The sequence below is a fragment of the Streptosporangium sp. NBC_01755 genome, assembly GCF_035917995.1.
In the GTDB taxonomy this organism is placed as follows: domain Bacteria; phylum Actinomycetota; class Actinomycetes; order Streptosporangiales; family Streptosporangiaceae; genus Streptosporangium.
The window spans coordinates 1,842,236-1,857,500 of record NZ_CP109131.1 but is presented as its reverse complement, the minus strand read 5'-3'; the positions used below and the strand labels follow the sequence as shown (position 1 = coordinate 1,857,500).

General features: G+C 69.2%; 10 protein-coding genes and 1 tRNA gene. 7 read left to right on the top strand and 4 right to left on the bottom strand.

Annotation, left to right across the window (positions count from 1 at the left end):
• Positions 1–2 precede the first annotated feature (2 nt).
• The 3 genes from OG884_RS08360 (at position 3) to OG884_RS08350 (ending at position 1,394) form a co-directional block, all read left to right on the top strand.
• Positions 3–287, top strand: coding sequence for a hypothetical protein (locus OG884_RS08360; protein ID WP_326643796.1), 285 nt, complete (start codon positions 3–5; stop codon positions 285–287).
• 73 nt (positions 288–360) lie between these two features.
• Positions 361–756: an OsmC family protein gene (locus tag OG884_RS08355; protein WP_326643795.1), complete on the top strand. Its 396-nt coding sequence runs from the start codon at positions 361–363 to the stop codon at positions 754–756.
• A gap of 561 nt (positions 757–1,317) precedes the next feature.
• Positions 1,318–1,394: transfer RNA gene (locus tag OG884_RS08350), tRNA-Lys, on the top strand.
• Between the two features lie 52 nt (positions 1,395–1,446).
• Here the strand turns inward: OG884_RS08350 and OG884_RS08345 are convergent.
• Together OG884_RS08345 and OG884_RS08340 are read right to left on the bottom strand one after the other, a co-directional pair.
• Positions 1,447–3,159 (bottom strand): protein kinase domain-containing protein, encoded by a 1,713-nt coding sequence (locus OG884_RS08345; RefSeq protein WP_326643794.1) that lies wholly within the window; start codon positions 3,157–3,159, stop codon positions 1,447–1,449.
• Positions 3,160–3,165: 6 nt separating this feature from the next.
• Positions 3,166–4,566: a DUF4407 domain-containing protein gene (locus OG884_RS08340; protein WP_326643793.1), complete on the bottom strand. Its 1,401-nt coding sequence runs from the start codon at positions 4,564–4,566 to the stop codon at positions 3,166–3,168.
• Positions 4,567–4,870: 304 nt separating this feature from the next.
• On the opposite strand from OG884_RS08340, the gene OG884_RS08335 reads away from it, so the two are divergent.
• Genes OG884_RS08335 through OG884_RS08320 form a run of 4 tightly spaced genes read left to right on the top strand, consistent with a single transcriptional unit; the run spans position 4,871 to position 11,104 of the window.
• The gene (locus tag OG884_RS08335) at positions 4,871–6,292 is read left to right on the top strand and encodes a hypothetical protein (RefSeq protein WP_326643792.1); all 1,422 of its coding nucleotides are present in this window, start codon (positions 4,871–4,873) and stop codon (positions 6,290–6,292) included.
• A gap of 23 nt (positions 6,293–6,315) precedes the next feature.
• Entirely contained in the window at positions 6,316–7,314 is a 999-nt protein-coding gene (locus OG884_RS08330; RefSeq protein WP_326643791.1) for a hypothetical protein, read from the top strand.
• A 20-nt stretch (positions 7,315–7,334) separates the two neighbouring features.
• Complete coding sequence (locus OG884_RS08325) at positions 7,335–9,296, top strand: hypothetical protein (protein WP_326643790.1); 1,962 nt, start codon at positions 7,335–7,337, stop codon at positions 9,294–9,296.
• Positions 9,297–9,310: 14 nt separating this feature from the next.
• The gene (locus OG884_RS08320; protein WP_326643789.1) at positions 9,311–11,104 is read left to right on the top strand and encodes a hypothetical protein; all 1,794 of its coding nucleotides are present in this window, start codon (positions 9,311–9,313) and stop codon (positions 11,102–11,104) included.
• Positions 11,105–11,129: 25 nt separating this feature from the next.
• Here OG884_RS08320 and OG884_RS08315 read toward each other — a convergent pair whose 3' ends face one another.
• Both OG884_RS08315 and OG884_RS08310 read right to left on the bottom strand, forming a co-directional pair.
• Positions 11,130–13,952 (bottom strand): serine protease, encoded by a 2,823-nt coding sequence (locus OG884_RS08315; protein ID WP_326643788.1) that lies wholly within the window; start codon positions 13,950–13,952, stop codon positions 11,130–11,132.
• Entirely contained in the window at positions 13,949–15,262 is a 1,314-nt protein-coding gene (locus OG884_RS08310; RefSeq protein ID WP_326646876.1) for a CHAT domain-containing protein, read from the bottom strand. Before OG884_RS08310 ends, OG884_RS08315 begins: the two co-directional genes overlap by 4 nt.
• Positions 15,263–15,265: the final 3 nt, after the last annotated feature.

The following is a 15,265-nucleotide window of genomic DNA, read 5'->3' as shown; positions in this document are numbered from 1 at the left end:
GGGTGGGTCTGTTGGAAACGGATGAGCTTGAGTCACTGTCGGCCCAAGAACTGCATGATCGCGCGGTCCACTACGCCGTGCACCACGGAGATCTCGGCTTTCTGTGGGAGCTGCTCTCCTTGATCCCGGCGGCGGAGGCGTCATCGGGCCACGGGGATGAGACGACCAACGACCTTAGCCGGATCTCGGCTCTGCTCAGTGACGCCATGGTCTCGGGCCACGGGGAGCTGGGCGACGCGCTGCGCCCGTTCTACATCGAGTACCTGTCCAGACATCCCGATGCCTGAGGCGGGCGCCGTTCCGGCCTCCCTGCCTCTGTAGGGTGATCCGCAGATCCAGGGCGGCCGGAGGAGGAACGCGATGGCGCAGGTGAGAGTGGAACGGACCGAGAACGGGTTCGTGGCGCGCAATGACCGAGGAGCCGAGGTCGCCATGGGCAGTGGCGACGAGCAGGGGACCTTCACCCCGGTCGAACTGCTGCTCGCGGCGCTCGGCGGCTGCAACATCGTCACGGTGGAGCCACTGACGGCCCAGCGTGGCCACCGCATGGTCCGCCTGGCGATGACGGTCCAGGCGGAGAAGGTCGAGGCGAGCAAGCTGGGGCCGATCACCATCACCTACGACGTGGAACTTCCCGAGGGTGACGAGAAGGCCTCCGAGGTCCTCCGCGCGGTGGCCCACCGCGTCGAGGAGAAGTACTGCACGGTGAGCCGGGCGCTGAGGGAGAACACCGAGGTCGGCCTCGAACTCCCCTGATCCAGGCCCGGGGCAGGCAGATCGGTTCTCGGCCCGAGCTCGAACCGGGCCGATCGGCCTTCGGTCCGAGCCCGGGGCAGGCCGATCGACCCCCGGCCGAGCCCGAACCAGGCACCTCGACCCCCGGGAAGCCGGATTGTCGGGTATCCGGCGGGGGTTGACGGAGGCTTCGGTGATACCGGGTCAAGGGTGGGTGTAGGTGCAAAATCAACCTTTGGATGACGCGCCCGTTACATTTGGCCAGGTAGTGTTGTTGCAGGTCAAGGGGTCTGCGAAGCCCGGGGGGAGCATTGCAGAGACTTTTCACCGGATAAGGACGCGAGGGGGATCGCGTTCCCGAGCGGAGCCGCCGGAGTCTTGGGGGAGACGATGGCAAAGCCCGCGAAGAGGCCGGGGCCGGACAGTTGGGGGACTGTCCGGCCCCGAGTCTATCCGGGGGCCGGACGGCGTCCAGGCGGTGGACAGTGGCGGACAGTGGCGGACAGTGGCGGACAGTGGCCGAGCGGGATCAACCGGGGTGCGAGCGAGCTGAGGCTGCTGCTAGAGTTACCCCCGTTGCAAGCGCCGCTAGCTCAGTTGGTTAGAGCAGCTGACTCTTAATCAGCGGGTCCGGGGTTCGAGTCCCTGGCGGCGCACCACCGGCTGAAGCCGATGACCTGGGCACCTTCCGCACCGCGGGGGTGCCCGTAGTCATTTCCGGCCCTCGTGCGGGTTCTCCGGCCGCGCCCGCCCCTCACCTGATCGTTGATCTTTCGATGGGTGCGGATGGCGAAGGACCTGAGCGCGTAGAGCGCCGTCGAGGCCGTTGAGCAGGCGGTCGGCGCGGCCGTCGGAGGAGGATTCGAGTAATCTGGCGATGATGGCGGGGGGCAAGTAGCCGAGCACGTCGCACGCCTTTTGTGCGGGCATCGTCTCGATCAGGCGGATGGCGAGCGGGGTCGCGGCGAGGACGCGGACGATGCCGGCCGTGGTCCGGGCGGCGGTGCGCGCGAGGATCTTCGCGACCTCGCCGGGAGGTATGGCGCCCAGCAGCGCGCCGCCCTGTCCGGGATCGATGTGGCTCAGCGCCTGGCCCGCGCGGGCCGTCTCCATCGCCCGCAGCACCGCGGCGGTCTCCCGCCGCCTGGCCGCCATCACATTCAGCACGGGGCCTGCGGTTCTCGCCGGGACCGCGTCGAGAAACGAGGCGGCCCTGTCCGCGGACAGCTCCAGCAGGATCGCCCCCGCGGCTTCCGGCTCGATGTGGACCAGCACCCGCGAGACGATCTCCGCGGGGAGGCGGGCGAGCAGTCGCGCGGCGGGCGAGGTCGCCATGGCGCTGACGACCCGGGCGGCTTCGGCTGGGGCCAGCCCGTCGAGATCCACGGGCCTTTCCTGCGCGCGCTCGGTGGCCCTGGACGAGATCGGTGACGCGGGCCTGGGCGACGGTGTGGCTGAGGGTGCGGCCCCTGGCCGGTGCTGCGAGGGCGCGGGGTCGGAAGGGTGGGGTGAGGGGGCGGCGACCCTGGGCCGGCGCTGTGCAGGCGCGGGGTCGGCAGGAGGCGGTGAGGGGGCGGGCCTGGGGCGGTGTGGCGAGGGCGCGGGTGGGGGATCGGCGACGATCGACCTCAGAATCCCCTCCAGTCCCCGCGCGTCCATCCGCCGGTCGGGATCCTTGCGGAGCAGCCTGACGACCGCGTCGGACAGCGGCCCCGTACGAGTGAGGCGGGGAGGGGCGTCGAAGGTGATGGCTTTCATGGTGGCCGGCACATTGCCGCGGAAGAACGGGGAGTATCCCTCCAGGGCGTGGAAGAAGGTCGCCCCCAGAGACCACAGGTCGGCGGGCGGCCCCGGAGGAAGGCCGTTGATCCGTTCCGGCGCCATGTATTCCAGCGTGCCCGCGAAGGCGTTCTGCGAGGTGAGGCGGCTCTCGCCGATGATGTGGGCGATACCGAAGTCGACGAGGAACACCTCGCCCCCCTCGCCGACCAGGATGTTGGCGGGCTTCACGTCACGATGCAGCACGTCGGCCCGGTGCGCGGCGGTCAGCGCGGCCAGCACCCGCCTGCCGATCTCGGCGATCCGGCGCTCGCCGATGGGGCCGCGCTCGATCAGGTCCTGGAGCGAACTGCCCTTGACGTAGGCCATGACGATCCAGGAAAGATCGTCCTCCACGAACATGTCGTAGACCTCGACGATGCCGGAGTGCCTGATCCGCGCCGCGGCCCGCGCCTCGCGCAGCACGCGCTGGCGACGCACGGACAGGTGCTCTCCGTTCGGGAACAGGATGAGCTCCTTGAGCGCGACGCGGCGCCCGAGCAACTCGTCCTCGGCCAGCCAGACATTCCCCATCCCGCCACTGCCGATCATGGACAGGAGCCGGTAGCGGTCATTGACCAGGCGGCCGTTCATTTCGGGGATCACGCAGGGTCAGTCGTCGTCATCGGGGAACAGTTCGATCCTGCCGGGGCGCTCGCCCGCCGGGCCCGCGGAGTCGGATCTACGGAACGCCCGGGTGTTCGGCATCGCGCGCAGCATGTCGTCCTCGGCGGAGTAGTGGTCGTTGTCCGGGTTCTGAGGGTCGGTCAGATGCATGGTCTTCGACTGCCCGGCCGGGGTCTGCACCCTGCGGGTGGCGCGTAGGGGGTCTGGTTCTTCCCAGATGTCCCATATTGATGCGGAGTCGTCGTCGGCGTCCTGCTGTGTCGCGGAACCCGGCGAGGGGGCGGAGGAACCGAACTGGGAGCGGTAACTGTCTCGCGCGTCCCGGAACTCCTGCTTCGCCGCGAGGTTGAGAATCTTCTCGTAGTTGCCCGGCTTCTGCATCAGCTTGATCGCGACCGGCAGGCACTCGATCAGCAGGAACAGCAGGAACAGCAGGAGGTGGGTCGACCTGAGGGTGAAATCCTTGCCGGACGCCTCGTTGAGGGCCTGCAGCCGGATCAGCAACCCGTTGGTGGCCCTGTTCTCCGCGTCGAAGGCGTTCTGCAGGTCGCTCTGGCGCCGCACCGCGGCATCGAGCGACTCCTGGACCTTGGGCAGGTCCTGCGTCGCCTGGTCGAGGCGCTCCTTCTTGCTGCTCTCGTCCGTGGCGGTGAGCTCTGACTTGCGGTCCTCGATCTGCCGGGTGAGCAGGTCGACCTGGCTCTGGGCCTTCTCGTAGGCGCGCTTGCTCGCCTGGGCCAGGGGGCCGTCGCCCTTGCGCGGGCATGTCTTCCCGCCGTAGAGCTGGCACTGCCATTCGTCGTAGAGCTTCTTGGTCTGCGTCTGCTGGGCGCCGCGCTCGGCGGTCAGTGATTTGATCTTCGGGTCCTTGGCGGGATCCAGCGGGACGTCGCCTTCGGAGGTGATCACGTTCTGGAGGGCCGTCGTCTCCGTGCGGAGGCGGGCGACCTCCCGGGCGACGCTGCCCGTGCTCTGCCGCGTGGAGAACTCGTTGGCGCGCTGCTGCTTGATCTGGACGATCTGTGCGTCGATCTCGGACTTGAAGATCTGCAGGACCAGCGGGGTCGAGATGACGAGGCCGAGCAGCACGGCCATGAGGATCCGGGGCAGAGCCACCCGCCAGCGCCGCGGCCCGTCGGCGTGCATGGTGCTGACCAGCCAGCGGTCGAGGCTCATGATGGCCAGGCCCCAGACGAGGCTGGCCGGGATGGCGAGGACAAGGGAGACGCCGAGCGCGGAGTTCAGGGCGAACGTCATCGACACGACCGCCAGCACGCTGGTGGTGAGCACCGCTCCGCCGATGCCCTCGAATTTGCCCTGCTCGGTCGGGCAGAGCTTCAAGACTTCTGGGCGTGCGCCGGACAGGGCAATCAGGAGTGTCCTCATCTATTCCCCTTCCGAATGGCGCCCGAGCCCACGGTTATGAACTTTAGATCATGAGCTGGGAACGTCGCCACGACATGGACACTATTATAATTCTGTAAGGTGTGATTCCTTATACCGCAGGGAAATCAAGTCCGTGGGACGTCCCGGAGGTGGTCGTTGTGGGATCGATGCGACGCTGACAAAAGACGGAAAGAAAATTACACCGCAGGTGTTCGGGAATTCGTCGAGGGGATTGCCGGGTGGCGGAGCCGTCGCGCCGACAGTGGTCCATGCCTTTCTTTAGACGCGTTACGGAGGCCTTCAGGTGACCGAGCCGGGTGAGGTTCTGCTCCGCAAGGCCCTCGCCGGGGCGGTCGCCGGACTCGACGAGTCCAGGCGGCTGACCTTGGTGGAGGTGGCCGCCGACGGCATCACCACTTTCGACCTGCGCCGCGACGACCTGGGCAGGCCGCGCTGCCGGTTCGACCCGGTGATTCCGTGGACCTCTCTGGCGGGTGAGCGCGGGTGGGACAACCCCACGCAGGACCCCACCGAGGAAGCCGTCATCCGCGCCGCGGGCGTCCACTCCCACGCCGCGCTGATCCTGGTGTGCTCCTTCCCGGACAGTCCACTGGCCGGACAGGCGCTGGCCTGGCTGCACGCGGCACGCCCGGAGGCGATGGCTTTCGTCCAGGCGGACGTGCGGGTCGACGCGCTGCTGCGCGAGGTGCTCCTGAACGACCCGCTGGACCGCCCGTACGAGCTGGTCGTGCTGGAGCGGAGCGTGGTGACGGGCGGGTTCGAACTCGCCGCCCATCGGCTGTTCGCCATCGGGGCACGGCCCGGCGCGGTCGCCGAGGTCACCGTGCGCTGCGAGGCGGGTGACGAGAGGGGCACCGCCTTCGCCGTGGTGGCCTGGGGCCGCAGGCCGCTGCTGCTGTCGCTCCAGTCGGCGAGGCTCGTCCCGGGCCGTTACGATTTCCTGGTCGAGCTGGAGAGGCCGGGCCGGGTTCGTCTCCTCGGCCTGCCGGGCCTGGCGCAGGACGACCGTAGCTGGGCCGACCTGGTCGCCGCGGTGCCGCGCCGGGTCGACACCCGGACCGGCTCGCAGCACCTGATCTGCGCGGTCGAGACCAGCGGTGCCCCAGGTGACATCGTGAAGCGGCTCGACCGCCTCCGCCAGATGATCGCGACGGTGTCCGCGGGTTCTTCCGGCCATCTCCAGGTGTCACTGGTCACCTACGGCGCGCACTCCTACGACCGAAGGGTTCCCGAGGGGAAGGTCGAGGTCGTGGACTGGCTGGTCTCTCCCGGGCACGCCCTGACCTCGCTGACCCGCCTGGAGGAACGCGATCCGGCGCCGGAAGGCCACCCGCACGGCGCGCAGCTGGAGGACATGCTGGCCGTGGTGGCCGGCCGGATCGCCGCGGGAGAGGCCGAGCGGACGGTGCTGCTCACGGTCGGCGATCGGTCGCCGCATCCGGCCAGGGTGAACGGGAGGATCCTGCCCTGCCCGCACCGGCACGACTGGCGCGCGCTGCTGCACCGGCTCGAACAGTATCCGGGCATGGCGTTCGGAGCGATCTGCGACCGGGACGTGGGGAAGGCCGACCCCGTCTGGTCCCGTCTGGGCGCGACGGCGCTGACCTGGCTGGACGCCCTGGACATCCGCGAGTTCGGCGCCGAGCTCGGCCTGGCGGCGCCTCCAGACCAATCGATCCCCTTCCCCCTGATCGAGGTGCCATGACGAACATATGGAGCGGGCAGCGTATGGCTCCCGAGGCCGGATCCGGGCGTTCGCTGCCCAACATCGCGATGTGGGGTGCTCCGGGCAGTGGTAAGACCACGCTTCTCGCCGCGCTCAACATCGCCCTGCTCCGCCAGGAGGGCAACTGGAGCATCGTGGGCGCGGATGCCCAGTCCACCAGCTTTCTGACGGAGAAGACCACGGCGTTGTCGCGGGACAAGGTGTTCCCTCCGGCGACACAGGGTCTGGACAACTACAACTGGTTCCTGGTCGGGCAGCCCGAGCGTCGGCGTGCACGCTGGTTCCGCAGGTCGAGGATGGCCCGCGCCCTCAAGATCGGCATCAATCCGCTCGACCCGCCCGGCGGGGCCTTCGGCGACAAGGAAGGGGGCGGTCGCGCCTCCCAGCAGGACTTGCTCCGCAACCTGGTGCACAGCAGGGGCATCCTCTTCCTCTTCGATCCCATCAGGGAGAACGAGGACGGCGACGCGTTCGAATATCTCTACGGGGTGCTGGCCCAGCTCGCCGAGCAGGTGATCGCCGGGTCCGAGGTGACCGACGGCAGGCTGCCGCACTATCTCGCGGTCTGCATCACCAAGTTCGACGACTTCAAGGTGCTGGAGACGGCGAAGCGGCTGAGGCTGCTGACGACCGACCCCGAGGATCCCTTCGGTTTTCCCCGGGTGGCCGACGAGGACGCGAAAGAGCTGTTCCAGCAGCTGTGCAGGGTATCGGCCAGCGGAAACGCGGATATGGTACTGAATGCTATTGGGCGATTTTTCCGTGAAGACCGAATTAGGTACTTTGTCACCTCGTCGATTGGTTTCTACGTCGGCCCCAGGAACAAGCTTTTCGACATGGATGATTATCAAAACCTTGTCCCGACGGTGTCCAAGCCGGCGGACGGTCAACCGGTCTCCGACACCAGGTACAACACCGAGATTCGGATACGCGGCGAAGTGCGTCCGATCAATGTGATGGAGCCGATGCTCTGGCTCGGGCAGCGGATTTCCGTGCCGTAGCCGATCAGGAGGACTGGCCGATGAGCACGGTGCAACTGCCGTTCGAATGGGCGGTGGGGGGGAAGCTCCCCGGCAGCGGTGACGACTACAAGATCCTCGCCTGCAGCCAGGGGTTGCTCAGCCGCGACGACTTCGAGGAGATCAGAACGGTCTACACGATCGGCACCCCGGAGAAATTGCCCCAGGTGACGACCGCGTGGGTGGGCAGCGGTGACGACGCGCATCTGGTCCTGGCCATCCAGACGTGGTCGGACGAGGAAGACAGGCGGCATCGCAGGATCGCCCGCACCCACTACTTCTGCGTGCCGTACGCCCGCATCACCCAGCCTCCCCACCCCGTGTCCTACGAAGATCTCTACCACGTTCTCGGGATGTGCTCGCTGACCACGGACAGGCAGCTCGTCGTCCCCGTTCCCACGCTCGACTCCGGCGCGGTGGCGGCGAGGATCGACGGGACGGCCATGACCACGGCCGCGCTGCTCATGACCGGTCAGCACGTCTGCGTCGTGGACGGCGAGGCCGTTCCGACGATCGAGCGCCTGCGATTCCTCGACACGGTGGCCGCGCTGCTCCCGTACGGTATGCGCGCGAGGCTGACGGCGTCCACCTGGGCCAGCAGCACCGCCGACCACAAGATCAGGCTCGCGTTCACTCAGCACGTCCCGGCCAGGACGTACCCGGTCGCCTGGGGACAACTGGCGGAGATCCCCCGTCACGAGGAAGACGCGTACCGCTACCTCACCCTGCTGGGGCGCCACGCTCCGGACGCCAAGCTGGTCGACTGGCTCGCCGCGCGGACCGAACCGCTCACGTTCGGCAAGAACGGTAGATCCCGCGTGCTGGACCTGCTCCGGGGGTTCAACCCCTCGCCCCTACCGGCACTCATGCCCCCGCCCGCACAGCCGCCCGCACAGCCGCCCGCTCAAGTGCCCGCTCAGGTGCCCGCCGCCCAGGAGACGGTGGAAGGGCTGCTGACCGAGTGCGCCGATGTCCTCGAACGCGGGAGGACGGCTGAGATCAGGGACGTTCTCGCCAGGCTGGACGGCGTCGTCACGAGCCTTGGGCTGACGATCTCGGATGCCGAGCGGGCCCGCTACCAGAAGATCATCAGGGACCGGCAGCTGCTGTTGCCGAAAGACAGCCTGCCCGAGGAGCTGGAGGCTTTTCTGCACGCGGTGATCCGGATGGCCGGATACGGTTTGGCGGACACGCCCGCGCAGCTGGGCGGGACCACCCAGAGTGTGGTTCAGCCGGCCAGGGCGGCGACGACGGCGATCGTTCGCAGGCCCCCTCCCGATCCGGTCGCCTCCATGAAAACGGCGTACGAACTGGGCCGGGAGGAGCTGGAGGAGACGCTCAGGCCGCTGCAGACCAGGGAACTGGTCGCGGTGGCCGCGCGGCGGCCCTACGACATGCGGGTGGTGAAGATCACCTGTGACGAACTCGTCAAGCGGGGCGGTGGCAATGCCGAGGACCCGGAGATCGCCGAGGCTCTGCGCGAGCACCACTACCTCACCGACGCGCTCAGCGCGCTTCATCCGGCAGGGGACCGAGCCCAGTTCGACCGGCTCTGCGATCTGCTGGGGGCGGCTTACGGGCAGGAACTACACCCCAAGGCGTTCGAGGAGGTCTTCCGCTCACCGGGCGGACGGTCGGCGATGCTGGTCGCCGCCGCGGTGTTCCGGTTCGGTACGGGCGCGGGGGAGGCTCTGAAGAAGTCCGTCATCAACCTCGTGCGCGACTCGGGGCTCGAGCGCGAGATCGTCGAGCAGGTGGAGAAGCGGCTGCTCGAATCCCAGTCCGGCATGAGCCATCTGACCGCCGCCGATCCCCCACGGAAGAGGTGGTTCGGCCACCGGCGCCGGGGCAACAGGGGCAAACCTCTCGTCCCGACCCTGACCCTGTACTTCGCGATCATCGTGCTCGCGATCATCGCGCTGGTGGAGTTCTTCATGCTCATCCCGCGCATCCCGGGTTCCTGAGCGGGCGGCCGGTCATGCTGATAACAGCCGAGTGGGCACTGTGGGGCGTGCCTCCGGGAAGCAAGGACACGCACGACGTCCTGTCCTGCAGCCAGGGACGGATCGGCCGCTCAGGCTTCTCCCAGCTCGTCGACCGATACGCGAAGGCGACCCCCAGGGAGCTCCCCCAGGTGACGATCGCCAGGGCGGGCGCCGGCGAGGCCGCGCACATCTTCCTGGCCGTCCAGGAGTGGTCCGGCGCGTACGACGGGCTGGGCCGGGGAATAGCGGTCACCCGCTGCTTCTGCGTGCCCTACGCGCAGGCCGCCCTCGGCCCCGTCTCCTACGAGCGGCTTTATCGGGCGCTGGAGGGTCAGGCACTGCCGCCCGACGGTGCCCCGCTCGTCGTCGACCCACCGGCACTGGACGTCGAGGCCACCGCCGCGGCCGTGGGTCAGACCGCCATGGGCGCGGCGGCCCTCCTGCTCACCGGGCAGCGGGTCTGCGTCGTCGAAGGCGGCGGAGCGTCGCTGCTCGACCGGCTCCGGTTCCTGGACACGGTGGCCGCGCTGCTCCCGTACGGCTTCAGGACCAAGCTGATCGCCTCGACCTGGGCACCTCTCGCGGCCGAGCACCGGAGCAGGCTGTTCTTCGCCGAGTACCCGTCGGAGAAGGCGTTCAACATCGTCTGGAGGCAGGAGGTGAGCATTCCCGAGAGCCACGACGTCGCCCACCGGTATCACGACATGCTGACGAGCAGGAAAGAGAGAGGGCTCGCCGGGCTGATCGCGCGGTTCTCCCATGAGACCGAGCAGAGAGCGTTCTCCACGGAGACCCTGGCGGCCGTCCTGCCGATCGCGGAGTCCGGCGCGGAGCCCTCCCCCACGTCGATCGACGACCTGTTGATCGCCTGCGCCGACAGCATCGAGTACGGGCAGGCAGGCCTGATCCCCGGTCACCTGGCCCGGCTCGACGCGCTGCGGGATTCGGCCGCCGTGAACGGCAGCGTGCGCCGCCGGCGCAATATCGTCAGCGACCGCGGCCTCCTTGTCCCGAGTCCCGCCCTGGTCCCGGCGGTTCAGGAGCATCTCTACGATCTGGTACTGAGCGTGGCCTACGGGCCCGAGCTCACCGTCGACGGGCTCGACCGGATCCTTGCGGACGTGGATCCGATCCCCGCACGGCTGCTGACCGCGCTGTCCCGGATGCCGGCGGCTGATCCGACCGTCACGTTGAGGCTCGCCGGCCGCCTCGACCCGCGCCGGTCCGCGCCGGTCCTCGCGTCGCTGTCCGTCGGGGAACTGGTCGACGCGGGGGAGCGGGAGCCGATCGACGCGCCCGTGGTGCGGCTCGTGTGCTCGGAGCTCGCGGCCCGCTGGTCCGAGCCTCGCCAGCGGGCCGCCATCGGCGCGGCGCTGCGAGGCCGCGCACGGCTCACGGCCGCGATCGGGCGGCTCGACGGGACCGACGTGGACAGCCAGTTCGAGAGGTGCCTCGTCCTGCTGGTGGCCGACTACGGCGCATCCCTCGACTCCGACGAGTTGCGGGAGGCTTTCACCTCTCACGCCGAGGTGTTGTCGGTGCCGCTGCTCGCCGCGCTCGCACTGCTGTGCGACGCCCCCGCCCACCGGCTGCTCACCCAACTCGTCTTCCGCGCGCTTCTCAGCCAGGGGGGTATCACTGCAAAGACCTTCGAGAAGTTCCAGGCCGAGCACGACACCCCGGAGCCTGCCGACCCGTCGTGGACGCGCGTTCCCAAGCCGGAGGAGCCCGACGCCGACCCCTCACTCCTGCGCCGCCTCGGGTTCACGTACCGCAAGCGCGCTTAGATCCTGGAAAGGAGACCGGTCCTTCTCACGGCTGTGCCAGCCAGAGGAACGGCTTCACCACATTGATCGGATGTACTTCGCCGCGTATCCGGGCCTCGGTGTTGTACCCGGTGCCGGAGACCGGCTGGCCGCCCGCGGGTCCGGACTCCGCCGGAACGAGATTCTGATAGTCGTCCATGTCGAAGTACTCGTTCCTGGGGCTGACGTAGAAGCCGATCGACGAGGTCACGAAGTATCTGATCCGGTCCTCATGGAAGAAACGAGCGATGGCATTCGGCACCATGTCCGTGGCCCCGGATATCCTGCACAGCTGCTGGAACAGCTCTTTCGCGTCATCGTCGGTCACCAGGGGAAACCCGAGGGGATCCTCGGGGTCGGTGGCCAGCAGCCTCAGCCGCTTCGCCGTCTCCAGCACCTTGAAGTCGTCGAACTTGGTCAGGCAGACCGCGAGACGGTGCGGTAGGCGGCCGGCCGCGTCGAGGTGCGGGCCGAGCTGTGGCAGCGTGCCCAGGAAAAAGCCGGAGGCGTCGTCCCACCCCGACTCACCGAGGGGGTCGAAGAGATAGACCAGGTCATCGCAGCCGGCCAGCCACCGCGCCATGTCCTCGCGCTGCCCGCCGGAGGTGGTCATGACGCTGAGATGGAGAGTGAAGTCGGTCTCGCGGCGCCTTCCCAAGAAGCCCCGGGACAGCCGCTTTCCCCGGAATGTCAGCTCCGTGCCATCCAGCGTGATGTTCGCCGGGGGGAACCTGCGTCCCCGTACCAGCGTGTCGGTGAGTGCGACGAGCCGATCGGTCGCCGCGCTGTCGGCGCCCAGCAGCGACAGGCCGGCGTCGTGGCGCATGACCGCCATGTTGAGCGCGCCGAGAAAGGTCGTCTTACCGCTGCCCGCGGGGCCCAGCAGCCCAACGCGGCGCACGCGCCGGCCGGGTTCGGGCACCGCACCGTGCTCGGCCGTGATCCTGCGGGTGGGCGCCGCTCTCCTGGCGGGTGCGACGTGCTGTATGGCCATCGCGTCCACGAGGGCGGCAGGATCGGCCCGCCGCAGTTCCACGGAGTGATCGACACCGAGCCTTCGCAGGTGCGGGGACGTACGGCCGGGTGCGTCGTCGGTGACGGTCATGAGGCGCACCCCGCGATCGGCGAGCCGATCGGTCAGCTCCCGGTGGTCGTAGCGGTTCGGGCACGGGAGCGCCGCGTCGCGGCTGGCCCTGACCGGATGGGGCGGCTGCCTCGCCAGTACCAGCAGGACGACGGGGTGGCCCGGGTCGCCGGGGGAAAGGCGGCGCTCGATGTGATGCAGGGCGTCTTCCAGGGGTGCCGCCCCCGGGAAGCTCACCGACGTCGATTCCAGACTCGCCAGTGAGGCCAGAGCGTCCTCCGCGGGCTCCAGCCAGGAGCCGCTGACCACGGGCCGGCGCCCGTCGCCACGGCGGTTGTAGTCGTGGTAGGTGTAGCCGATGACCGCCACGTTCACCTCGCCGGGGTATCTGGCCATCAGCTGTTCGATCGTGGCCGCCGTCAGCCGCCGACGTCGCAGGACGGCTTCGTCCCTCCCGGACATCTCGATGGCGAAGATCACATCTGCCCGCTCCCGCCGGGCGGGAGCGGGTTGCCCGGCCTGGTCGCCCAGCAGGCTGTCCAGCAGTCCGGCGTCAGGACGCGGCGGGACACCGTCGTCGTGGTCCGGCACGACGCCGGTGCGTACCTCCGGCACGACGCCGGTGCGTACCTCCGGCACGACGCCGGTGCGTACCTCCGGCACGACGCCGGTGCGTACCTGCGGGGTCAGGCGGCTCTTCCAGCCCTGGCCGCCGATTCTCCTGCCACGCGCCTCGGGGAGCTGGCCGGGAAGCAGCGCGTTCACCTCTCGCATCGTGATCGCCACACCGCTGCCCGGCCCGCCGACCTTCGTGACCATTCCGATGACGGCTCCGTAGCCCGGCGACCACACCGCGGCGCCGCTGAGGCCGGGATCCAGCCGATGGCCGGGGTCGGTGGTCAGCGTGACGCTCCCATGGGCGGGCGCGAGGTCCATGACCCCCTTGACGATCACGCTCCGGCCCTCGTCGTCGGGCAGCCCCACCGCCGACCACCGCCGCCCCACCAGGTCGTCCACTTCGTCCAGCCGTACGGGCGCCGCGACCACCTGGGGCGAGGGGGTCTCCGCGAGCAGCAGGACCGCCAGGTCACCCGAGGCGCCCGAGGCTCCCGCCCCCGAGATCACCGAGGCGCCGTACCGGCGCGTCGGCCCGTTCGCCCTGGGGAAGGTCACCCACAACCGGTCCGCGGTCCGGCGACCGGGCGGGATGCCGTGGGCGCAGGTCAGCACCCGGTTCTCGCCGACGAACACTCCGGCGCCCACCGGCGCCGGATCGTCTCCCCGATGGATCGCGGCGACCCAGGTCCCCTCCTTTCCCGACCGGTTCCCCGGCCAGGGCTTCCCGGGTACGGCCTGGAAATCGACGTGACGATCCTCCGCTCCGGACGCGAGCGCGGTGATGCGCACGGGCAGGGTGTCGGTCCTGACGGTGGCACCCCTCTGGGTGCTGAGGCTGAGCCGGAGCTCGTGATCCCCCGCGTCTCCCCGCGCGGTCACGACGAACCGGGCAGGCCCGTACGTGCCACCGAACCGGTGGAGGATCACCGAGATGTCGTCCACCGACTCGACGGCGATTCGCTCCCCGCCGTCGAGCATGCAGCTGAAGGCGAACTCCTCTTCCCGGTACGGCCACTCGTCGCCGGGCCGCGCGAGCCTGAGATCCACCGTGACCAGGTACTCCTGGCCCACTGTCATGGCCCGGGGCCAGCTGACCAGGGGCTCCAGCTGGATGGTGGGCGGACTCACCGGGTCTCCTCGCGCGGCGCCGGCCCCAGGGTGGTCTCCGGGCTTCCGAAGTACGCGTACATGAAGGCGTAGAAGAACGGGAGCAGCTGTGCGGCGGCCTCCTCGTCGTCCTCACCGGGGACGCCCACGATCGGGGCCGCGACTTTTCTCCGATAGTCGCGCAGGGCCACGACCACGGGCGTGCCGGGGTTCCCGGTGAACGCGTCGAGCAGGCTCTTCGCCAGGTCGTACCCGTGCTCCCGGCCGACCTCTCCCATGGTCCCGATGAACCCGGAGGCCCCCGCGTCGAGGAAGACCCTGGCGAAGCTGCGCAGCGTGGTGTTGTCGAGGTCGGGGTCGACCTTTTCCCTGGCGGAGTGGCAGGCGTTGAGGAAGACGAGTCCGCCGGTCTGTTCCAGGCGGAGCAGGTCGTGCGCGTGGATCTCGCGGAGGCTGATCCCGCGCTTCGAGCCGCGAGAGCCCTCGATGAGTTTGATCTCTGTCCCGGAGTGGGGTGTGCCGGTCTTCCCGTACCTTCCGTGGCAGGCCACGTAGACCAGCGAGACGGGGCCGCCCTCCGCGTCCAGCAGATTCAGCAGGCCCTTGAGGGTGACGTCCCTGGTGGGCATCGGGAATCGATCCAGCAGGGCACGGTCGCCCGCCATGTCGGGAGCGACATAAGCGAGGATCTCGCCGGTGCATCTGGTCACCGCCGAGGGAGGTGTCCCCACCGAGCGGGCGATCGGAAACAGCGCGCCCAGCCACTCACCGGCCAGGCCCCTGTCGCGGTGCCGCAGTAATTCCCAGGGGAGGTCGTAGCCCGTGACATCCTCGATGATCATACGGACGTCGTCGCCGTGCGCCCGGCGGATCTCGGAGAGAAAGCCCTTGAGACCCTCGCTGGCGTCCTTGGACCAGCTGATGAGGCGCAGGAACGTCTTGGTCGGAGATTCCCCGCCGGCGCCGCCGTGGATGAGGTCTCCCAGGGTCAGCCTGGAAGGTTTCACCTGTTGCGGCTGCTTCTGGTAGGTGAGCGCGATGCCGCAGCAGCAGACCCCGGCGAGTCCGTAGCTCTCCCTGCCGGTGCCGCTCTCCCGCCACACGTTCAGGCGGGCGGTCCTGGGGGGCAGACCGGCGGTGGGATCGATGGGGGCCGGGGGGAGGGGGGCCATCTTGGTGACTCCCGCCCCGGCGCCGCCGACCGGCGGAACCCGTGCCTCCGCCGCCCCGGGGTCCCCCTTCGAGGGAGCCTGTGCCCGCGGGGGGCCGGCGGCGCGCGGGTTGAAGGGACGTCCGCCGCTGAGTAGTGCCCTGCGCAGCCCGTTCGGCATGCC